Here is a 20,142-nt window from a genome sequence, read left to right on the forward strand (position 1 = left end):
GGGGGTCAGTGGGCCGCGTCCAGGCGGGCCCGCTGGTCCGCCGTCAGTTCCAGGTCGACCGCTGCCAGGTTCTCGTTCAGCTGGGCCACCGAGGAGCAGCCGACGAGGGGGATCGCCGGGACCTCGCCGTCGATCAGCCACGACAGGACGACCTGGTTGACCGTCGCACCGGTCTCCTCGGCGACCGAGCGGAGGGCGGCCAGCCGGGCCGGGGTGCCCGCGTGGTCGAACTCCGGGCCGAGCGGCTTGTCCTCGCGGACGTAACGGCCGGACAGGAGCGGGGTGTAGGCGACGAGCGTGAGGGACGGGTCGGCGCGCAGATAGCTGAGCAGGTCGCCGCCGGTCACGCCCTGGTCGCCGTCGGGCGAGAGCTGTCCGGGCAGGTCGGCGCGCTTGCGCAGATAGCTGTGCTGGTACTGGAGGACCTCGTAACCCGGCAGGCCGGCCGCCGCCGCGAGGCTCCGGGCCCGCTCCAGGCGCCAGGTCCAGTGGTTGCTCGCGCCGAGCAGCCCGACCGTGCCCTCGGCGACGAGTTCGGCGAAGCCCTCGACGGTCTCCCGCAGGGGCACGGTCGTGTCCTCGATGTGGGCGTACAGCAGGTCCAGCTTCGGGACGCCGAGCCGCTCGCGGCTGCCCTCCACCGCTTCCCGGATGGCCTTGGCGGACAGCCCCTCCGGGTTGTTGGTGTAGCTCGTGCCCGGCGCGAGCGGCCGTGCGCCCAGCTTCGTGGCGATGACGATCTCGTCGCCGATGCCACGGCTGCGCCGCCAGCGGCCGAGCAGGGCCTCGCTCTCGCCGCCCTGCGTGCCGTCGACCCAGAACGCGTAGTTGTCGGACGTGTCGACGAACGTGCCGCCCGCCTCGACGAACCGGTCGAGGATCGCGAACGAGGTCGCCTCGTCCGTGACCGTCCCGAACAGCATCGCGCCGAGGCTCAGGACGCTCACCTCACGGCGGGTCCCGGGGGCCGTTCCGATCGTGCGGTAGCGCATGCGGGTGTCCTCCCCTTGCGGCCCGCCGAGCGGCGGGCGTCGAGAGGAGCATGGATTTTGAAGCGCACTCCAAGTCAACCCACGGCCGCACCACGTAAGGCCCAACTACCGCAGCACGTACGGCGCGGGTCCGTCAGCCCTGCGTCCCCAGCAGCCCCCGCAGCTCCTCCGGCAGGAGCTTGTCGCAGGACTTCTTCGCCGTGTTCGTGAGCGAGTCGTTCACGCACGTGTAGTAGTCGCGGTACACGAACTGTGCCGTGAAGGTGGCCGCGACCATGGCGAGGGCCAGGGACGCGGTGACCAGGCCGCTGATCGCCGCCGTGGTCTGGGGCCTGGCGCCCGAGGACGGCGGCGCCGGGGTGTTCGGATCCGGTGCGCGCGGCGGCTTGCTGCGCAGGGCGCTGATCGCCCAGTACATGGCCAGCGCGCCGAGCAGGAGCGCCACGTACGGCCAGCTGAAGAGGGCGAAGAAGAACGCCCACATGCCGGAGAGCAGCGCGAACCGGGCGCGGCGCTGGGCGGGGTCCGTCGGGTCCCAGCGCATTCCGGTGCCTGGGCCGCCGGGCCCTTCCGGACCGTTCTGGCCACCGCCGGAGCCGCCGGAGCCGCCGTTGGGACCGGGCCGGTCACCGAACCGGCCGCCCTGCGCGGGCCCCGGCTGGCGGTCGCTCCACTGGCTGCCCCAGGGGGAGCCGTCGCCCTCGCCCCGGCCGTCCTGGCCCTCGCCCTGTCCGCCCGCGGGCCGCCGCGGCTGCCAGGGCCGGTCGGGCGTGCCCTCGGGCGGCGGGGCGAAGGGGTTGTCGTCGGCGGGAGGCTGCGGCGGCTCGGGCCGTCGGCCGGAATCGGGCGCGCCGGAGCCGCCCGCGCCACCGGAGCCGCCCCGGCCGTCCGAGGAGCCCTGCCCACCTGCGGAACCCTGGCCGCCCGCTGAGCCCTGCCCGCCCTCGGGCACGTCGTCGCTCTCCCGCGGCGGAGTGGGAGAAGGGCGCCGCTCGCGCAGCAGGAGTGGAGGGAGTCGGAGACTGCGGTCCGGCATCAGGTGTGCGTCTTCCCCTTGATGGTCTCTGGCGGCAACGTGTCCACAGAGCTGGTTACGTGTCCGGGGCTCGCGCCCAAGCGTTCGTACCCGTCCCTGGTCAACGTCCCGTGCGCAAAAGGCGTTCCCCAGTGCGCACCGTGTTCCCCGGGCGGATCCTCCCCAGACGCTACCTTCCGGCCACGCCCCCGTCCCGTGGGGGCCGCCCGGTGTGCCGGTATCGTTGCTGACGGTCGGCCGCTTCGTAGACTTCCCCGTATCCGGGGGCTCGATGCATTCGTACGACCGTACAAACGCCGACCGCGGACGCACTCTCCCCGAGAACCGCCTCCCAAGAACCCCCCGAGAACCACAAGAACCCCGAGAACCCCCGAGAAAGGGCCCCGCCGTGGCCAAGGCCAAGCGCCTCGTCGTGCTGGTCTCCGGATCAGGTACGAATCTGCAGGCTCTCCTCGACGCGATCGCGTCGGAGGGGACGGCCGCCTACGGAGCCGAGATCGTCGCGGTCGGCGCGGACCGCGACAACATCGCCGGCCTGGAGCGCGCCGAGCGCGCCGGGCTTCCCACCTTCGTGTGCCGGGTCAAGGACCACGCCACGCGCGACGAGTGGGACAGGGCACTGGCCGAGGCCACCGGCGCGTACGAGCCGGATCTCGTCGTCTCGGCCGGGTTCATGAAGATCGTGGGCAAGGAGTTCCTGGCCCGCTTCGGCGGCCGGATCGTGAACACCCATCCCGCGCTGCTGCCGAGTTTCCCGGGGGCGCACGGCGTTCGCGAAGCCCTCGCGTACGGCGTGAGGGTCACCGGGTGCACCGTCCACTTCGTCGACGACGGCGTCGACACCGGCCCGATCATCGCTCAGGGCGTGGTCGAGGTCCGGGACGAGGACGACGAGAGCGCTCTGCACGAGCGCATCAAGGAAGTCGAGCGAAGCCTGCTCGTCGATGTCGTGGGGCGGCTCGCCCGCAACGGCTATCGCATTGAGGGACGAAAGGTAGTTATCCCGTGACCGCCGAAGGTACGCAGGGTACGCAGGACACCAAGCGGGTCATCCGCCGCGCGCTCATCAGCGTCTACGACAAGACCGGTCTTGAAGAGCTCGCCCGCGGCCTGCACGCTGCCGGTGTCGAGCTGGTCTCCACCGGCTCCACCGCCGGGAGGATCGCCGCCGCCGGAGTCCCGGTGACCAAGGTCGAGGAGCTCACCGGCTTCCCCGAGTGCCTGGACGGCCGGGTCAAGACGCTGCACCCGCGCGTGCACGCGGGCATCCTCGCCGACCTGCGGCTGGAGTCTCACCGGCAGCAGCTCGGCGAGCTGGGTGTGGAGCCGTTCCAGCTGGTCGTCGTGAACCTCTACCCGTTCCGCGAGACCGTCGCCTCGGGCGCCACGCCCGACGAGTGCGTCGAGCAGATCGACATCGGCGGCCCCTCGATGGTCCGCGCCGCCGCCAAGAACCACCCGTCCGTGGCCGTGGTCACCAGCCCCGAGCGGTACGCGGACGTGCTGTCCGCCGCCCGTGACGGCGGTTTCGACCTGCACGCCCGCAAGCGGCTCGCCGCGGAGGCGTTCCAGCACACAGCCGCGTACGACGTCGCCGTCGCCTCCTGGTTCGCGAGCTCGTACGCGCCCGCCGACGAGTCGGACTTCCCCGACTTCATCGGCGCGACCTTCGAGAAGCGCAGCACCCTGCGGTACGGCGAGAACCCGCACCAGGGCGCCGCGCTCTACGTGGACGGCACGGGCGGTCTCGCGGACGCCGAGCAGCTGCACGGCAAGGAGATGTCGTACAACAACTACACGGACACGGACGCCGCGCGCCGTGCCGCGTACGACCACGACGAGCCCTGTGTCGCGATCATCAAGCACGCCAACCCGTGCGGCATCGCGATCGGCGCGAACGTCGCGGAGGCGCACCGCAAGGCGCACGCCTGCGACCCGCTGTCCGCGTTCGGCGGTGTGATCGCCGTCAACCGTCCCGTCTCGAAGGAGATGGCGGAGCAGGTCGCCGAGATCTTCACCGAGGTCATCGTCGCGCCCGAGTACGAGGACGGCGCGCTGGAGGCCCTCACCAAGAAGAAGAACATCCGCGTGCTCCGCGCCCACCAGGGCCCGGCCGCCTCCGTCGAGGTCAAGCAGATCGACGGCGGCCGGCTCCTCCAGGCCGCCGACCGCCTCCAGGCCGACGGCGACAACCCCGCCTCCTGGACCCTGGCGACCGGTGACGCCCTGTCGCCCGGCGAGCTGGAGGAACTGGCCTTCGCCTGGCGGGCCTGTCGCGCGGTGAAGTCCAACGCGATCCTCCTCGCCAAGGACGGCGCCTCCGTCGGCGTCGGCATGGGCCAGGTCAACCGCGTCGACTCCGCCAAGCTCGCCGTCGAGCGCGCGGGCACCGAGCGGGCCCGGGGCTCCTTCGCCGCCTCGGACGCCTTCTTCCCGTTCCCCGACGGCCTGGAGATCCTCACCGAAGCCGGCGTCAAGGCTGTGGTCCAGCCCGGCGGTTCGGTCCGCGACGAACTGGTCGTCGAGGCCGCGAAGAAGGCGGGCGTGACGATGTACTTCACGGGGACGCGGCACTTCTTCCACTGAGACCGCTGAGCCGCACGCGTAAGGCGGCCCGCCGGCAGTACACCCAGTACACCGGCGGGCCGTTGTCGTCGTGTCGCGATGTCACGTCGAACCGCGCAGCGCGGCCCAGGTGTTCGGGCCGACCTGGCCGTCGACTTCCAGCCCCTTGTCGCTCTGGAAGGCCTTGACCGCCGCCGCGGTGTCCTTGCCGAACTGGCCGTCCACGCCCGCGCCGCCGACGCCGTAGCCGCGCTTGTCCAGCATGCACTGCACCTGTACGACGCGCTGGCCCCTGTCGCCGGACTGCGTGAGCTGGGTGCCGGAGTAATACGTGCACTGGGAGATCCAGGGGGGTGTGGCCGGTTCGGCCGTGGTCCTGGTCGGAGTGGGCTCGCTTCCGCTGCCGCCACCGCCGGATCCGCCTCCGCCGTTGCCGTCGGCCCCGGTGGTCTCCGCCCGGGTGGGCTCGACCTGCCCGCTGTCCTGACCGCCGTCGCCCCCGCCTCCCGCTCCGGAGGCGTCGCCCTTGCCTCCGCCGTCCTTGTCGTCGGTCTTCTCCTTCTCCTCGCGGGACGGGGAAGGGAACGCAGAGCCGGAGGAGTCGGGCGACGGCGAGTTCTTCCGCTCCTCGGAGGCGGTGGGTTCGGCGGTCGGCGCGGGGGAGGCGGTGCCGGTGGTGTCCGGGCGGGTGAGCAGGAAGGCGCTCACGGCGACGGCGCACACGGCCAGCACCGCGGCGACGACGAAGTACGGCTTCCTGCGGCGCGTGGCGACCGTGCCTCGGGTGGTGTCCGGTGCGGGGCCGGGTGGAGCGCCGGGGACCGGGCTGCCTGCCGACGGGCCGTCTGCCGACGGGCTTCCGGCCGTGGCCATGGCCGGGCCGAACCCGGGAGGTGGGGCCGGCACGGGCGTGGACGCGGCGTACGGGCTGACAGGAGTCGCAGGCGGAGGCCCGAAGGCCGGAACGGGGACGGCGCCGGGGGCCGCCGGGCCCTGTGCGGGCGCGCGGAAGTGGCCCGTCTGCTGAGCGGTGGCGTGCCCCAGCACTTCGTGGGCCGCACGCCGGGCCAGCAGTAATGAGTCGAGGGGTTCCTGCCACGCGGATTCACGGGGCTCAAGCGGCTCGCACGCCGTACGGGGATGCGCCGGGGCAGCGTCGATCAGTTGCTGTGGCGTGGGCCGTCCGTCCGGGTCCTTGGACAGACAGGCGAGGAGCAGCGCGGCCAGCGGGGGATCGGCCTCCGACAGCTCGTCCATGATCTCGGACCTGGGCTCCTCGAAGGCGACGCGGTGCATGACGTCCACACCGGTGCCGTCGCCGAACGGGGCGCGAGCCGTGGCCGCGTAGACGAGGGTGCCCGCGAGCGAGAACACGTCGGAGGCGGTGTCGCAGCGGCCTTCCCTGAGGTATTCGGGGGACATGAAGGCGGGGGTGCCGACCCGGCTCCCGGTGGTGGTGATCGCGCTGCTGTCGGCGGCCTGCGAGATGCCGAAGTCGATCACGTGCGCGCCCCACGTGGAAAGGATCACGTTCGACGGCTTGAGGTCCCGGTGCACGATCCCGGCGGTGGCCAGCGCGGAGAGGGCCTGCCCGAGTTCGCCGACCAGCCGCCACACGCCCGCCGGTTCGAGCCCGCCGCACTCACGGGTGGCCTCCGCCAGGTTGAGGCCGGGCACGTACTGCGTGGCCATCCACAGCAGCTCGTCCTGGAACCCTGTGCCCAGCAATCGCGGCGCGTGCGGGGTACGAACCCGACCGTGTACGGCGGCCTCGCGCTCGAACCGCCGCCGGAAGTCGGCGTCCTCGGCGTACTCGGGCCGGATCACCTTCACCGCGGCGAGCCCCGGGCTGTCGTCGGCGGGCCGAGCCAGATAGACCCGCCCCATCCCGCCCTTGCCGAGCAGCCCGAGCGACACGTACGGTCCGATGCGTGCCGGGTCCTTCGGCTGTAAAGGGCTCGCCCCCGCCTGCGCCAGCGCGGCGTCACCGGACGCCGGAGAGTACGGCGGCGTGGGCCGCTGGTCTGGCATGGGTCCCCCGATGCGCTGTTCTTTCGCAGCCGTTCCTTCGCAGAGGTCTGCTGCGTCCCCTCGGTTGCCATGAGGCTATCGCGGTGTCCTGCGTCCCGCTGCCTTGAAGCGTATGGAGTGAAATCGCTTTGGACAGCGAGGTGTTGCAGTAATCCGCGAAGGCGGCGGCAGGTGTGGTTTCCCTGTCGTGGCGCCGGACGACCGGAGCGTGCTCGTCGGAGTGGCGGACGAGGTGTCTCAGAGTCGTACACACCTGAAGGAGCCGCCCCGCGTGTACTCCCACTTCAGGCTCTTGCGGGACTGTGCGCCGTAGCCGCCGTCCGCGCTGATGTTCTCCTTGCCCTGTGCGTACATGAGTGCGTTCTTGGTGTTGGTTCCGAAGATGCCGTCGACGTCCAGGCTGCGGCCGTAACACACGTTCAGCGACCGCTGGAGCATGGCGACGGAGTGGCTGTCCGCGCCTGGGTTCATGTAGCAGTCAGCATTGCCGTTGTAGCCCGGGAGGTATGCCGTGTAGGTGACGCTGGAGATCGTCTTGGTGTTGCTCGCGTAGCCGTCGTTGCACCAGCCGGCGTACGCGGCGGCCGGGGTGGCCGTGGTGATGCCGAGCCCGAGCCCGGACAACAGCATGAGGCCGGTGACGGCTCCCGCCTTGGCGCGCAGCCCTTGGAGCTTTCGCATGGTCCCCCCTCTTTCTTTTCTGCACCGGACGGTCCGGCGCGTGTGCTTGAGCAGAGCCGGGCCGCGGCGCAAGCACGCGGCCCGGATTACTGTCCCTGCGGGCCAGTACAGCTGTGGGGCAGGGCCGGCTGTGCCGAAGCTGCCCCACAGCGCGCTACCAATTGGTGATGTCGAAGCAGGACCAGCGGCCGTTGCCGCTGTACTGGAAGGCCCACTCGATGTTTGTGCGCGTCTGGGTGCCGTAGCCGCCGTCCGCGCTGATGTTCTCCACGTCCTGGGCGTGCATCAGAGCGTTCTTGGTGGCGTTGCCGAAGATGCCGTCGACGTCCAGGCTGCGGCCGTAACACTTGTTCAGCGTTGTCTGCAGCGCCGAGACGGCCTTGCTCTGCGCACCCTTGTTCATGTAGCAGTCGACGTTGCCGTTGTAGGCCGGAATCTTCGCGTGGAAGCCGGAGTTGGAGATCGTCTTGTCGATCTGCCCGTTGCAGTAGCCCGCGTAGGCGGCGGCGGGAGTCGCGGTGGCCAGGCCGAGCCCGGCGCCGGACAGTAGAACGGCTGCGGCGGAGATGCCGACCTTGGCTCGCACACGAGTATGTTGCACGTTTTAGTCCCCCATTCGTTCTCGTTCTGCTGCCTGACGTACCTGCGGGGTGTTACGGAAGGGTCCCGCAGACGCCGTCGCTGGCCCGCCACCTCAGCTTGTCGCGGGTCTTCGGGCCATACACACCGTCGTCATCGAGGCCCAGAGCGCGCTGCACGATCTTCAGCTGCGTTTCGGTGATCTCCCCGAAGTGGCCGTCGACGGCCACACTGCTCCGCCCGTGGCAGTAACGCAGCGAGCGCTGGATCGCCTTCACATGAGAACCGGATGCTCCCCGGGCGGTGATGCAGTCCCGATTCGCGTTGTAGGCGGGGATCTGGGCCAGGCTGTGGTCGCCGCCGCTGACGAAGTCGCCCTGTGTGGTGTTGCACCAACTCGCCGCCGCGGCCGGAGTCGCCGTGCCGACCACACCCAGCCCGGACAGCAGCATGAATCCCGCTACTACGCTCGCCTTGGCGCGTCTCGTGCGAATCCTCTTCATACGTCACTCTCCCCGTTGGCTGTGAATGGATTTGGGCCGGAGGGCCCGGCGCTCATGCAAGAGCGCGGGGCGGTGCTCAGAACGCCCCACAGCCCTGATAGCTGCCGTCCAGCTTCTTGTATCGCGGCCACTTCAACGCGTCGCGGGTGTTGGGACCGTAGATCCCGTCCTGCTTGGTGCCGGCCTTTCCCTGCGCGGCCCACAGGGCCGAGTAGGTCTTCGGGCCGAAGATCCCGTCGACGTCCTTCTCCGATTCCAGACCCACGTCGTAGCAGTCCTTCAACGCCCGCTGCAGCGCCTTGACATGGTTGCCGCCGGCACCCTGGGCCATGGTGCAGCTGGTGCTGGTGCCGTTGGCCGGAACGAAGATGTGGTTGGAGCTGCCCTTCATGATCGACTTGCCGGTGTCGCAGTAGCCGGCAGCCGCCGCCGGAGAGGCCGTAGCGGCAACGCCCAGCCCGGCGACCAGCATGAGCCCAGCCGTGACCCCCGCCTTGGCACGCAGCGGATGAACCTTCTTCATGCGTTGCTCCCCCTTGTTCGCGGTGGGGCGTGGGTGTTTCAGCCGCACCTGCCAGCACGAGTCTCGGGGGCAGCCGCGCCGCGGCATACCTCAAAAGTTTCAGGGTCGGCCCCGAAGTCGCTTGTGGCACAGCGAAATTCGCACCACACCGTCTTGCCGCGGTGGCTCTGTTCCACGCCCCAGCGCACCGCGATCGCGTCGAGCAGGACGAGGCCACGGCCGGTCTCGTCGTCGGCGTCGGCCCGGCGGAGGATGAGCCAGGCGTGAGGGCTCGAGTCGGTGACTTCCAAACGGGTACGGCCGCCCTCGTGGGAGAGCCGCACGGAGACGGGCGTTTCCTCACCGACGTGGACGATCACGTTCGTCAGTAACTCGCTTACACAGAGCTGCACTTCGGGGCAGGGGACACCGAGGTGTTCACGTACGGCCCGGCGGACCTCCGGCACGGCCTTGGGCACCGCGAGCAGGTCGAGGGTGAGCGGTTTCAACGGTCTGCCGCCTTGTGGAGGGCGGCGGCCAGGGCGTGGGCGGTGGCCAGGTTGCAGTTGCCGAGAGCGACGAGATGCGGAGCGGCGTACGCGGCGGCGAAGGACATCGACTCGACACCGAGGGACGGCAGAGTGATTCCGTTCGCTACCAGTGCGGTGCGGAGTTGTTCTACGCAGACGTGCACGTCGTCGGGGGCGGAGTCGGCCATGGGGAACGCCTTCCTGTGCTTTGCGTGACGAACTCGTCACACTCTGGCGTCGGTCGGCGTACCGTAGAAGGGTTTTGGGGTCCACGGCACCGGGTGTGGAAGCAGGTGGTCAACGGTGGCTGCGCGCAAGGACATCGACGGTTCGGCGAGCGTGCCGGAGTTCTACGGCAAGGAGTTGCGGTGGAAGCGGGAGGAGGTTGGGCTCACGTTGGAGGGGGCGGTGGAGGGCTCGTTCTACGCGCCGACCTATCTGAGCGAGATCGAGCGCGGGCAGCGGCGCATGCCGGAGGACTTGGCGCATCACGTCGACCGGGTGCTGAAGACCGACGGGTTCTTCGGGCGACGGTGCGAGGACGTGCGGAAGGCGAAGAGGAAGGGGCACGCCGGGTACTTTGAGCGGATTCTGGAGGCGGAGAAGCACGCGGAGGCCATCGAGGAATGGTGCCCCGCCGTTCTCCCCGGCTTGCTGCAGACGCCCACGTACGCGCGGACGCTGGTGCAGGCGGCGCACCCGAGCGCGTCGGACGAGGAGGTGGAGGAGAAGGTCAACGCCCGGATGGCGCGGGCGCGGCTCTTCGAGGACGATCACAAGCTCCCCGAGTACTGGGCGATCCTGCACGAGTCGATCCTGCGCCACCCCATCCTCCCGCCCGAGGAGATGGCCGAACAGCTCGACCGCATCGCCGCGTTGGCGCGGCGTCGGCGGATCCTTCCACAGGTCCTGCCGTGGAACAGCGGGGCGTATCCGCTCATGCTCGGCGGCGCCAAGGTCATGACCTTCCCGGACGCACCGCCGCTGGTGTACACCGAGTCCTCCTACAGCGGCGACACCATCGACGATCCGGCCCTCGTGAAGCAGTACCGCAAGTCGTACGATCTGCTCAGGGCCGCCGCACTGCCGCCTGAGGCGTCCCTCGCCATGATCGAGGATGCGGCAGAGGACTATCGAAATGGCAAGCAGGCAGATTGACTTGGGTGCCGCCGTCTGGCGCAAGAGCAGTTACAGCAACGGTGACGGCGGGGACTGCGTCGAGGTTGCCGAGGGCTTCGTCGGCGCAGCCCGCTGGCGCAAGAGCAGCTACAGCAACGGTGACGGCGGCAACTGCGTCGAAGTCCGCGACGACCTCCCCGGTGTCGTCCCCGTACGGGACTCCAAGACCCCCGCCGGCCCCGCCCTCGTCTTCCCCGCGAGCGCCTGGGCCCCCTTCGTCGGGGCGCTCAAGGGTGCTGGCGCGCCGACGAGTTAGCCGGCACCCGAGCATCAGCACCGCGCGATCCACCTGTGGGACAGCGGGGCGTATGTGCCTGCCAGGTTTCCCTGGTTTCGTTGGGACGTGCAGCCCGTGCGGTTGCGGGCGTTCTTCCGGGTGACGTCCGCGCCGACCGGGGTGAAGTCGCGGCCACGGAAGTACGCCACCGCGCCGAGGCCGTTCTCGTCGTCGCTGCTGTTGTTGAAGATGGACTTCACCGGTTGGTTGCCGGTCCACTCGCAGGTGTCCGGGCCCGACAGCCAGTCCGTGTCGTCCTCGTCCCAACTGCACATCTCGCCCGAGCCGTTGGGCTCGCTGAAGAAGCAGACGGAGTCGGCCGGGCAGCGGTGGTAGCCGTACGGCAGACCCTGGTCGTCCTCCCGCGTCGCGTACACCAGCGCCGTCGTCGCCACGATCAGCGCCGCCGCCGCGAGGGTTCCCACCAGCGCCGGGCGCCACCGGCGTCGGGGCCGCAGTCGCGGCAGGCGGGCCGAGCGGGAGGTGCCCGCGGCCCGCTCCACCCGGCGCAGCAGCGAGCCGGTGTCGTGGGCGGCACGCGCCTCGTGCGTACGGGCCAGGCAGTCGGTGACGATCTCCCGCCAGGCGGCGGGCAGTTCGGGGGACAGGCGCAGTTCCTCGGTGCCGCGCGCGTACCGCACCGCCGCGTCGCAGCGGGCCTCCGTGGTGCCGCCGGGCAGCGGGAACGTACCGGTCAGGACGAGGTGGGCCAGTACGCCGAAGGACCAGACGTCGGCGGTCGGGCGGATCTGCGTGCCGCGTTCGCTGACCTCGGACCAGAGGAGTTCCGGTGCGGTGTAGTCGGGGGTGGCGAAGGCGGGCGCGTACGCGTGGGTGCCCTCCATCTCCGCCGCCATGTTGAAGTCGCCGAGGCGGGCCGAACCGTCCTTCATCAGCAGGACGTTGGCGGGCTTGAGGTCGCCGTGCACCCAGCCCGCGTGGTGCAGCTGGTGCAGGCCCCCGCAGACCTGGGCCAGCAGGGCGGGGCCGTGCGGCGGGCGTGGGGAGCGGTCCAGCAGGGTGGCCATGGAGCCCTCGGCCCGTTCCAGTACGAGGACGGTGGCGCCGTCGAGTTCGGGGTGGTCCGGGTCGTCGACGGTGAGGGCGTCGTACATCCGGATCAGCCGCGGCGAGCGCAGACGGCTCAGCAACTCCTGCTCACGGTGGGCCAGTTCCCGCAGGTGGTGGAGTTGACGCGGGGTACGGGTGCCGGTGGGCAGGAACTTCAGCGCCGCGTGGCGGGGGAGTGGACCGGTGCCTTGGTCGGCGGCGGTCTCCTCGGCGGGCCGCCTTGCCCCGGCTTCGCCGGACCTCGCCCCAGTCTCGCCGGGCCTCGCCCCGGCCTTGGGGGAGCTGTCCCCGGCCTCGGCGGGCCTCTCGCCGGCCTCGGGGGGCCGATCCCCGGCCTCGGGGGGCCTTCCCCCGGCCCCGGGGGACGTCTCGCCGGGCTCGGGGGACCTTTCCCCGGTCCCGGCAGGCCCCTCCCGGGCCCCGGCGGTCCGGTCCGCCGCCTCGCCGCCCTCACCCGCGAGCCTGGCCGCGTACACACTGCCGAACGCGCCGGACGCCAGGAGCTCCCGTACCTCCCAGGGCCCCACCCGGTAGCCCTTCGGAACGGGGACGGTGGGGCCTCCGTTCACTGCGCCACCTCGCTCGGGGCCGCCGCGAGAACGACCAGATCGTCCTCCCGCACCAGGTTGAAACGCAGGGCCAGGGAGACCAGCGACTCCTTCTTGCCGTAGAGGCGCGGGCCGGGCTCCGCCGCGTCCGGGCCGGGCCGCAGCCGGAGTTTGACCGCCAGGTAGTCGATGTTCCAGTAGACGGAGGAGCGGTTCGCCGCGGGCCAGCCGGGGCGCAGGCGTTCCACGAGCTGGTCGACGGTGGGCAGCGGGGCGTGCGGTTCGCCGCGCAGCCGGGGCTCGCACAGGGCCGTGAGCACGGCGAAGTACCGCTTCGTACGGTCGAGGGTGAACGCCGGTGCCGTGGCGGTGCCGGAGAGCCCGGAGCGGGCCGCGGCGCCGTAGCTGTGGCGCGGCGCCCACACGTCGAAGCTGAGCAGCTCGCCCGCCGCGGGCAGGACGACACGGGAGAACTCGAACGACACGGGCGCGTCCAGGCGGCCCGGCGCGACCTTGATGTGCTCGCCGGCGCCCTCCGGGTTCTCGACCACGTAGGTCTGGTCCTCGCTGAGGTTGCTCAGGATCCAGAAGGCCCGGTGCGCGGTGATCTCACCGGCGACCCTGGACACCCCTTCGTGGGCGATGCACAGTCCGCCGTCCCGCGCGGTTCTGCCGAAGGCGAGCCTCTCACCCGACGCGAGCCTGATCTGGCCGTCGCATCCGTCGGCGGATCCGTCGACGGATCCGCCACTCCGCGGTGGCACCACGATGACGCTGTACATGGAGTCGTCCCCCTCCTCCTGCCTCAACGGAGGCCAGAGTAGGGCGAGTTACCGGGGACATGTCACGGCGGCGCGACGGGGGAGGGCGCGGCGACGGCGGCCTCCGGCCCTCCCCCGAGGGAGCCGGAGACCGCCGCGTTCACATGGACCGGTTACCGCCCACCCTGCGGGCGGGCGCCCGCGAGCGGTACCTCGGAAGTCTCAGGGTCACTTCTTCTCCGCGGGCGTGTACTCCTTGAGGTAGTGAGCGACGCGGGCGGCGTAGTCGCGGTACTTCGGGGGAACACCGGCCGCGTCGTTCACCTTCTCGTACGACGTCCGGTAGGCGGCCGCGATCAGCACGCGGTGGTCGCCGTCGAGCTCGGGATCGAGCCGTGGCGCGATCCAGCACAGGTATCTGCTCATGGCGGGGATGGACTCGGCGGGGGAGAAGGGTGGCTCGGGGATCGTCTTGGCGGTGACGCCGTCGGACCTGATCCACCAGCGCAGCACCCGCGGGGTCCAACGGGCGATGCCGTACTCGTCGTTGGCGGGATCGGACAGGTCCGGGTCGAAGTCGCTCTCCGCCTTCAGCATGGCGGCCAGGAGCGCCGGGGTGACCTCCTCCTGCACACAGTCGTGCGCGGAGTCGATGATCAGCGGCCGGTACACGGCCGGTACGCCCTTGTCGGTACGGAGTTCGCCGGCGCCGTACGACGCCTGGACGACCTTCTCGTTCGCGGGAGCGCTGCCCCCGCTCCCCTCGGTGCCGCTCGCGTCGTCGCCCGCCCAGGTCGTGATGCCGTACGCGAGCCCCGAGACGGCGACCGTGGCCGCCGCGGCGGCGAGGACCAGCGTCGAGCGGCGTCCGCGCCGGGCGCGCAGCCTCGGCAGACGGGGGGACGGGCCGGCGCCGGCCGCCGCCTCCACCCGCCGCAGCAGCGTCTCCGAGGAGATCCGTTCCGTGTGCGTACGGGCCAGACAGTCCCGCACGATCTCCCGCCAGCCGTCCGGGAGTTGCGGGGACAGGCGCAGCTCGTCGGTGCCGCGGGCATACCGGACCGCGGCGTCCCGGCGGGCCGAGGGGGTGCCGCCCGGCAGCGGGAACGTGTCGGTGAGGACGAGATGGGCGAGGACACCGAAGGCCCAGACGTCGGCCGAGGGCCGGATCTGGCGGCCGCGTTCGCCGATCTCCGACCAGAGGAGTTCGGGCGGGGTGTAGTCGGGGGTGGCGAAGGCGGGGGTGTAGGCGTGGGTGCCCTCCAGCTCGGCGGCCATGTTGAAGTCGGCGAGCCGGGCCGAACCGTCCTTCATCAGCAGGACGTTGGCGGGCTTGAGGTCGCCGTGGACCCAGCCGGCGCTGTGCAGCTGGGCAAGTCCCTCACAGGTCTGCGCGAGCAGCGCGGGGCCCTGCGGCGGGTGCGGTGAGCGGTCCAGCAGGGTGGCCATGGAGCCCTCGGCCCGTTCCAGTACGAGGACGGTGGCGCCGTCGAGTTCGGGGTGGCCCGGGTCGTCGACGGTGAGGGTCTCGTACATCCGGATGAGCCGCGGGCGTGTGAGTCTTCGGTGCAACTCGACCTCGCGCTCGGCGAGTTCACGCAGATGCGTCAGCTGACGGGGCGTACCCGTGCCGGTGGGCAGGAACTTCAGCGCGGCCGACTTCGGCAGGCCCTCGCGCGGGTGGGCGCACCGGGCCTCGTAGACGCTGCCGAACGCGCCCGTGGCGATCGGGTCCCGCACCTCCCAGGACCCCACCCGGTACCCCTTGGGCACCGAGACCGCGTACCCCTCCGTCACCGCGCCGCCCGGCTCGCCGGCTCCGTCAGGACGAGCAGGTCGTCCTCCCGTACGAGATCGAAACGCAGGGCCAGGGAGACCAGGGACTCCTTCTTGCCGTTGAGGCGCGGGCCCGTGTCCGCCGTGTCGGGGCCCGGCTTGAGCCGCAGTTTCACGGCGAGGTAGTCGATGTTCCACTGGACCGAGGTGCGGGACGCGGCGGGCCAGTGGGGGCGCAGCCGCTCCACGACCTGGTCGACGGTGGGCAGCGGGGCGTGCGGTTCGCCGCGCAGCCGGGGCTCGCAGAGGGCGGCCAGGACCGCGAAGTACCGCTTGGTGCGGTCGACGGAGAACGCGGGCGTGGTCGTCGCCCCGTCCAGGCCCTCCGGTGAGCGCAGATAGTCGTGGCGGGGTGCCCACACCTCGATGGGCAGCAGGTCGCCCGCCGCCGGGAGCACGATTCGCGAGAACTCGAAGGGGACCGGCGCGTCCAGCCTGCCGGGTCCGACCTTGATGTGCTCGCCCGCGCCCTCCGGGTTCTCCACCACGTACGTCTGATGGGCCGAGAGGTTGCTCAGTACCCAGAAGGCGCCCTGCGCGGTGATCTCCCCGGCGTTCCGGGAGACGCCTTCGTGTGCGATTGCAAGCCCGTTGCCGGTCGTGGAACGGCCGAAGGCCAGCCGCTCGCCGGGCGCGAGCCGGATCTGGGGGCTGGTGCGCTCCGCCGTGCATGCGCCGCCGTACTCGTCGCCGCTCGTCCTGCCGCTTGTGCCGCCGTACGTGCCGTTGTGTCCGTCCTCCGTGGTCGGCGGAGGTACCACGATGATGCTGTACAAGGCCGTTCTCCCCGTCCCGCTCCCCGTTCCCAGTCCCGCACGCGGTTACCGGATCAGGGTAGGGCGACGCGGCAGGGCCGTGTCCCCCCTCAGCGGGGTGAAACACGGCCCTTGGCGTGAATGGCGTGAACGTGCCGTTCCGGAGTCGGAGCCCGGGGGCTCCGGGGCGGGTGCCGCGGGGGCTCCGAGGTCAGTACCGCGGGCGGTTGAACCATGCCGAGGCGGCGCTGTTCACCATCGAGGCGAGGATGATGCCGGCGATGGCGAGGGAGATGAGCCCGCCGAAGGTGCCGGAACCTCCCCCGCCCTGCACGGTGTTGGCGAGGCCGCCGAGGATCATCAGCGACGCGTACACGATCGTCGTGACGCGGATCCCGCTGCCGCCGTTCTTGAACTTGACGCCGAGGAAGATCGACAGGGCGCCCAGGCCCACCAGGAACGCCGCGAGCACGAAGCCCAGTCCGGCGAGGGTGTCGGTGCTGTCACCGCTGCCGATACCGTTCGACACGTCCTGCGCGGCGCCGACGGCGATGCCCGCGATGATGCCGAACAGGATCTGGAATCCCGCCAGGATGAACAGCAGGACGCGCGCGGTCTTCATCAGACCGGGCATCTCCACGGGCATCTGGTTGCCGCCCGGGTAACCGGGATAGCCCGGCTGCTGCGGGTAGCCGTAGCCGGGCTGCTGCTGCGGGGCGCCCTGCGGATAGCCGTAACCGGGCTGGCCCTGCGGAGGATAGCCGGGCTGGCCCTGGGGAGGCTGGGGCGGGTATCCGGGCTGCTGGCCCTGCGGCGGACCATATGGGTTGTTCGGGTCGCCAAAACTCATGGCGTCTTTCCTCCGTTGCGTAAGTGCGGGGACGACGCGGCACATTTCGGAGGAAAGTTCTACAGATGCGGTTCGTCCCCCCGGTACTGTCCGCGGCACTGTGCCGCTCATCGTCCTTAACGCGTCGCTTATTTGTCCAGCCGGATACCGCGTGTGTTGTGCAAGTGCAACATCGCCGATCATGGCCGCGGGCCGGACGGTGACCGGACGGCGACCGGACGGAGTGAGCCGGGGAGGTGCGCCGGGGAGGCCGGAAGCGGCCGTGGAGGGCCGGATTGGAACCAGGGCCCCGTCATCCGCGAGGATGGGTCCATGACCGCCCAGATTCTCGATGGCAAGGCCACCGCAGCCGCGATCAAGTCCGATCTGACCGTCCGCGTGGCGGCCCTGAGGGAGAAGGGCATCACGCCCGGCCTCGGAACCGTCCTGGTGGGCGACGACCCCGGCAGCCAGAAGTACGTCGCGGGCAAGCACCGCGACTGCGCCCAGGTCGGTATCGCCTCCATCCAGCGGGAACTGCCCGCGACCGCCACGCAGGAGGAGATCGAGGCGGTCGTCCGCGAGCTCAACGAGGACCCGGACTGCACCGGTTACATCGTCCAGCTGCCGCTCCCCAAGGGCATCGACGAGAACCGCATCCTGGAACTGATGGACCCGGACAAGGACGCGGACGGGCTCCATCCGATGAACCTCGGCCGCCTCGTCCTGAACGAGCCGGCCCCGCTGCCCTGCACCCCCAACGGCGTTCTGACCCTCCTGCGCCGGTACGGCGTGGAGATCAAGGGCGCCGAGGTCGTGGTCGTCGGCCGTGGCGTGACGATCGGCCGCCCGATGCCGCTGCTGCTCACGCGCCGCTCCGAGAACGCGACGGTGACGCAGTGCCACACCGGCACCCGCGACCTCGCCTCGCATCTGCGCCGGGCCGACATCATCGTCGCCGCGGCGGGCTCCGCGCACCTGATCCGCCCCGAGGACGTGAAGCCTGGGGCGGCCGTCCTCGACGTCGGCGTCTCCCGCAGCGCCGAGGGCAAGATCGTGGGCGACGTCCACCCCGGTGTCGCCGAGGTCGCCGCCTGGATCTCCCCGAACCCCGGCGGGGTGGGCCCGATGACCCGCGCCCAGCTCCTCGTCAACGTGGTCGAGGCGGCGGAACGCAGTGCCGGCTGACCGGGCCGCCACGGGGCGGGACAGCGAGGCCGCCACGTCGGCGAAGGCTGATGTCTCCGCGAAGGCGGACGCCTCGACGAAGGCGGACGCCTCCGTGAAGGCGGACACGTCTGCGAAGGCTGATGCCTCCGCGAACGCGGACACCTCGGCGAAGGCGGATGCCTTGACGAAGGCCGACGCGGTGATGCGGGCCGAGGCGGCGACCCGGGCCGAGGCGGCGACCCGGGCCGAGGCTTCGACGACTGCCGACGCCGCGACACGCATCGAGGCTGCGGACCAGAGCGAGGGTGAACGCCGGGAGGGCGGCCGGGCTCGGAGCGACGCCGCGGGCCAGGGTGCCGAGGAAGCCCCGGCCGGCCAGGACGCCGAGTCGCACGGGATGTCCGCCGCCGGGGCATCCGTACCGGAACAGGAGCCGACCGGCACCGAGCCGGAGGTCGGACGGGCGCCGGACGCGAAGCCGACCGGCACCGAGCCGAGTGGCGCAGAGCCGGAGGCTGGACAGAGGTCGGCCGCGGAGCCGCACGGCATCGAGTCGCACGGCACTGAGCCGAGTGGCGCGGAGCCGCACGGCGCCGAGCCGGAGGTCGGACGGGCGCCGGACGCGAAGCCGACCGGCACCGAGCCGTCCGCCGCTGAGTCATCCGGCCCCGAGCCGACCGGCACCGAGTCGCACCCGGCGCGCGCCGACGAGGGGGACTCCGGCGGTAGCCCGGCCGAGGGCGCCGAACCCGGTGCCGGCGCGGTCCACGAGGGCGAACCCACCGCCCGGGACGCGGTCAGCGCGCCCGGCCCCGATGGCCAGCCCCAGCGGACCACGCGCCGGTTCCCGCTGTTCACGCGGGACACCGCGCGGCCCGAGGGCGGTGGCAGGGCGGCTCCGCGCGACGCGCCCGCTCCCGCGCGTCAGTGGCCGATCCTCGCGGTCATCGGCACCGTCGGACTCGGTCTGCTGCTGACCGCACTCGACGTCTTCAGGTTCGGCACCCTGCTGATCGGTGTCGCGCTGCTCGCGGGCGGCGTCATGCGCTGGATGCTGCCCGACGTGGGCATGCTCGCCGTCCGCTCCAGGTTCACCGACCTCGTCACGTACGGCGTCCTGGGCGTGACGATCGTGCTGCTCGCGATGATGGCGCAGCCCAACCCGTTGCTGGAGATCCCGTTCCTCGACGACACGCTGCACTTCACGATCAGGACCTAACGACCGCGGTGCCCGTACGACGAAAGCCCGTCCCCTCTTGCCGAGGAGGCGGGCTTCTTCGTGGACGGGAGCGGCGCCTGTCCACTCCCCCGAGCGAGGACGGGCGCCGCCTGGACTCAAGAGTCATGGACGTGCCAACGGCGGTTCAATGCCTGTCAGTCCCCTGTGGCACGGAGGTGACGGTTCCGGTACGTCCCACTCGTCAGGGCGCCGTCGGGCGGCCGTCGTCTGGCGTCGGAGGCCGTTGTGCGGCGTCGAGGGGCCGTCGTGTGGCGTGCGTCCGGCGACGCCTCCGGAGGGAACCAAACCGCCGTCGGTGCCGTCACCCGGTCATAGCGGGGGATGTACGAGGAGACGGTGAGGGGGCGAGGAGAGGGATGAGCGCCTGGCAGCCACTGCCTGCGGATCTTCCGCCGGAGGTGGGGCATTTCGTGGAGCAGCTGCGGCTGCTCAAGGACCGTACGGGGCTCAGCCTGGTCGCCCTGGGCGAGCGCACCGCGTACAGCAAGTCCTCCTGGCACCGCTATCTGAACGCGACGCAGCCCCCGCCCCGGCAGGCGGTCGTCGCCCTGTGCCGGGTCGCGGGGGCGGACGCCGAGCGCTTCGGCGTGCGCTGGGAACTGGCGGTGCGGGCGTGGCCGCGAACGATGGCCCCGGCCCCGGCCGCGGCTTCGGCGGCGACGCAGGCGGGCATGACCGGGGGCGTGGGCGCGGGCGTGAGCGTCGGTGCGAACGGGGCGGCGGACCAGGGCGGGTACGAGGGCGGGTACGAGGACGACCCCACGGTTCCTTGGTGGGACCTGCTCGCCGAGACGCCGGAACCGGATTCCGTCCCCGCCCCGGCCTCATGGGCCGCCTCGCACCGCCTGCTGCTCTACGCCCTGGTGCTCGTCCTCGTCCTGCTGCTGACCGCGGTGATCGGTGCCGTCACCCTGGCGTGATCACACGTCGGAGTGGCAGTCCGAGGGCTCGGGGCACACCGGCCCGGCCGTGCCCGTTGCACGCCGCGACCTTCCCCTGCGTACCGATCTTGACGTAGTACTTCCCGCTCAGCCGCGCGAACATGACGTCCCGCCGG

At 71.4% G+C, this 20,142-nt stretch carries 21 protein-coding genes; 7 read left to right on the forward strand and 14 right to left on the reverse strand.

Translation table 11 applies throughout. The features are described 5' to 3' along the window. Window positions 1-5: 5 nt before the first annotated feature. Window positions 6-992, reverse strand: coding sequence for an aldo/keto reductase (locus tag ACZ5VQ_RS04145; protein WP_469103608.1), 987 nt, complete (start codon window positions 990-992; stop codon window positions 6-8). Between the two features lie 133 nt (window positions 993-1,125). Beyond that, window positions 1,126-2,028, reverse strand: a complete 903-nt coding sequence (locus tag ACZ5VQ_RS04150; protein ID WP_469103609.1) for a hypothetical protein — start codon at window positions 2,026-2,028, stop codon at window positions 1,126-1,128. A gap of 388 nt (window positions 2,029-2,416) precedes the next feature. On the opposite strand from ACZ5VQ_RS04150, the gene purN reads away from it, so the two are divergent. Beyond that, window positions 2,417-3,037, forward strand: coding sequence for a phosphoribosylglycinamide formyltransferase (gene purN, locus ACZ5VQ_RS04155; RefSeq protein ID WP_469103610.1), 621 nt, complete (start codon window positions 2,417-2,419; stop codon window positions 3,035-3,037). Beyond that, entirely contained in the window at window positions 3,034-4,614 is a 1,581-nt protein-coding gene (purH, locus tag ACZ5VQ_RS04160) for a bifunctional phosphoribosylaminoimidazolecarboxamide formyltransferase/IMP cyclohydrolase (RefSeq protein ID WP_469103611.1), read from the forward strand. Before purN ends, purH begins: the two co-directional genes overlap by 4 nt. 81 nt (window positions 4,615-4,695) lie before the next feature. Here purH and ACZ5VQ_RS04165 read toward each other — a convergent pair whose 3' ends face one another. The 7 genes from ACZ5VQ_RS04165 to ACZ5VQ_RS04195 all read right to left on the reverse strand — a co-directional run bounded on the left by ACZ5VQ_RS04165 (window position 4,696) and on the right by ACZ5VQ_RS04195 (window position 9,607). Beyond that, the gene (locus ACZ5VQ_RS04165) at window positions 4,696-6,624 is read right to left on the reverse strand and encodes a protein kinase domain-containing protein (protein WP_469103612.1); all 1,929 of its coding nucleotides are present in this window, start codon (window positions 6,622-6,624) and stop codon (window positions 4,696-4,698) included. A gap of 237 nt (window positions 6,625-6,861) precedes the next feature. After that, the gene (locus ACZ5VQ_RS04170) at window positions 6,862-7,305 is read right to left on the reverse strand and encodes a peptidoglycan-binding domain-containing protein (RefSeq protein WP_469103613.1); all 444 of its coding nucleotides are present in this window, start codon (window positions 7,303-7,305) and stop codon (window positions 6,862-6,864) included. 154 nt (window positions 7,306-7,459) lie between these two features. Continuing rightward, complete coding sequence (locus ACZ5VQ_RS04175) at window positions 7,460-7,891, reverse strand: peptidoglycan-binding domain-containing protein (protein ID WP_266759497.1); 432 nt, start codon at window positions 7,889-7,891, stop codon at window positions 7,460-7,462. Window positions 7,892-7,958: 67 nt separating this feature from the next. Next, window positions 7,959-8,387 carry a peptidoglycan-binding domain-containing protein gene (locus ACZ5VQ_RS04180; protein WP_469103614.1) on the reverse strand — a complete coding sequence of 143 codons (429 nt, stop codon included), beginning with the start codon at window positions 8,385-8,387 and terminating at the stop codon, window positions 7,959-7,961. Window positions 8,388-8,463: 76 nt separating this feature from the next. Beyond that, window positions 8,464-8,910 (reverse strand): peptidoglycan-binding domain-containing protein, encoded by a 447-nt coding sequence (locus ACZ5VQ_RS04185; protein WP_469103615.1) that lies wholly within the window; start codon window positions 8,908-8,910, stop codon window positions 8,464-8,466. A 38-nt stretch (window positions 8,911-8,948) separates the two neighbouring features. After that, a complete protein-coding gene (locus ACZ5VQ_RS04190) occupies window positions 8,949-9,398 on the reverse strand; it encodes an ATP-binding protein (protein ID WP_469103616.1) in 450 nt (149 codons plus the stop codon). Next, window positions 9,395-9,607, reverse strand: a complete 213-nt coding sequence (locus ACZ5VQ_RS04195; RefSeq protein ID WP_269651203.1) for a hypothetical protein — start codon at window positions 9,605-9,607, stop codon at window positions 9,395-9,397. The genes ACZ5VQ_RS04190 and ACZ5VQ_RS04195 overlap by 4 nt, the downstream gene beginning before the upstream one ends. Window positions 9,608-9,722: 115 nt before the next feature. Between ACZ5VQ_RS04195 and ACZ5VQ_RS04200 the strand changes: the two genes are divergently transcribed. Further along, window positions 9,723-10,577: a helix-turn-helix domain-containing protein gene (locus tag ACZ5VQ_RS04200; RefSeq protein WP_469103617.1), complete on the forward strand. Its 855-nt coding sequence runs from the start codon at window positions 9,723-9,725 to the stop codon at window positions 10,575-10,577. Then, window positions 10,558-10,854, forward strand: coding sequence for a DUF397 domain-containing protein (locus tag ACZ5VQ_RS04205; protein WP_469103618.1), 297 nt, complete (start codon window positions 10,558-10,560; stop codon window positions 10,852-10,854). Before ACZ5VQ_RS04200 ends, ACZ5VQ_RS04205 begins: the two co-directional genes overlap by 20 nt. Before the next feature lie 14 nt (window positions 10,855-10,868). Here ACZ5VQ_RS04205 and ACZ5VQ_RS04210 read toward each other — a convergent pair whose 3' ends face one another. The 5 genes from ACZ5VQ_RS04210 to ACZ5VQ_RS04230 form a co-directional block, all read right to left on the reverse strand. Beyond that, on the reverse strand, window positions 10,869-12,515 hold the full coding sequence (locus tag ACZ5VQ_RS04210; RefSeq protein WP_469103619.1) for a protein kinase domain-containing protein: 1,647 nt from the start codon (window positions 12,513-12,515) through the stop codon (window positions 10,869-10,871). Further along, on the reverse strand, window positions 12,512-13,276 hold the full coding sequence (locus ACZ5VQ_RS04215) for an FHA domain-containing protein (RefSeq protein ID WP_469103620.1): 765 nt from the start codon (window positions 13,274-13,276) through the stop codon (window positions 12,512-12,514). Before ACZ5VQ_RS04215 ends, ACZ5VQ_RS04210 begins: the two co-directional genes overlap by 4 nt. A gap of 207 nt (window positions 13,277-13,483) precedes the next feature. Next, on the reverse strand, window positions 13,484-15,052 hold the full coding sequence (locus ACZ5VQ_RS04220) for a serine/threonine protein kinase (protein WP_469103621.1): 1,569 nt from the start codon (window positions 15,050-15,052) through the stop codon (window positions 13,484-13,486). Beyond that, window positions 15,049-15,867 (reverse strand): FHA domain-containing protein, encoded by an 819-nt coding sequence (locus ACZ5VQ_RS04225; protein WP_469103622.1) that lies wholly within the window; start codon window positions 15,865-15,867, stop codon window positions 15,049-15,051. Before ACZ5VQ_RS04225 ends, ACZ5VQ_RS04220 begins: the two co-directional genes overlap by 4 nt. A 190-nt stretch (window positions 15,868-16,057) precedes the next feature. After that, complete coding sequence (locus ACZ5VQ_RS04230; protein WP_469103623.1) at window positions 16,058-16,696, reverse strand: hypothetical protein; 639 nt, start codon at window positions 16,694-16,696, stop codon at window positions 16,058-16,060. Window positions 16,697-17,008: 312 nt separating this feature from the next. Between ACZ5VQ_RS04230 and ACZ5VQ_RS04235 the strand changes: the two genes are divergently transcribed. From ACZ5VQ_RS04235 to ACZ5VQ_RS04245, 3 genes are all read left to right on the forward strand, one after another. Next, complete coding sequence (locus ACZ5VQ_RS04235) at window positions 17,009-17,863, forward strand: bifunctional methylenetetrahydrofolate dehydrogenase/methenyltetrahydrofolate cyclohydrolase (protein WP_362072324.1); 855 nt, start codon at window positions 17,009-17,011, stop codon at window positions 17,861-17,863. Window positions 17,864-18,392: 529 nt separating this feature from the next. Beyond that, window positions 18,393-19,064, forward strand: coding sequence for a DUF3017 domain-containing protein (locus tag ACZ5VQ_RS04240; protein ID WP_469104050.1), 672 nt, complete (start codon window positions 18,393-18,395; stop codon window positions 19,062-19,064). Window positions 19,065-19,441: 377 nt separating this feature from the next. Next, the gene (locus tag ACZ5VQ_RS04245) at window positions 19,442-20,005 is read left to right on the forward strand and encodes a helix-turn-helix domain-containing protein (protein WP_469103624.1); all 564 of its coding nucleotides are present in this window, start codon (window positions 19,442-19,444) and stop codon (window positions 20,003-20,005) included. Window positions 20,006-20,142: the final 137 nt, after the last annotated feature.

Source organism: Streptomyces sp. NPDC033178, assembly GCF_055577685.1.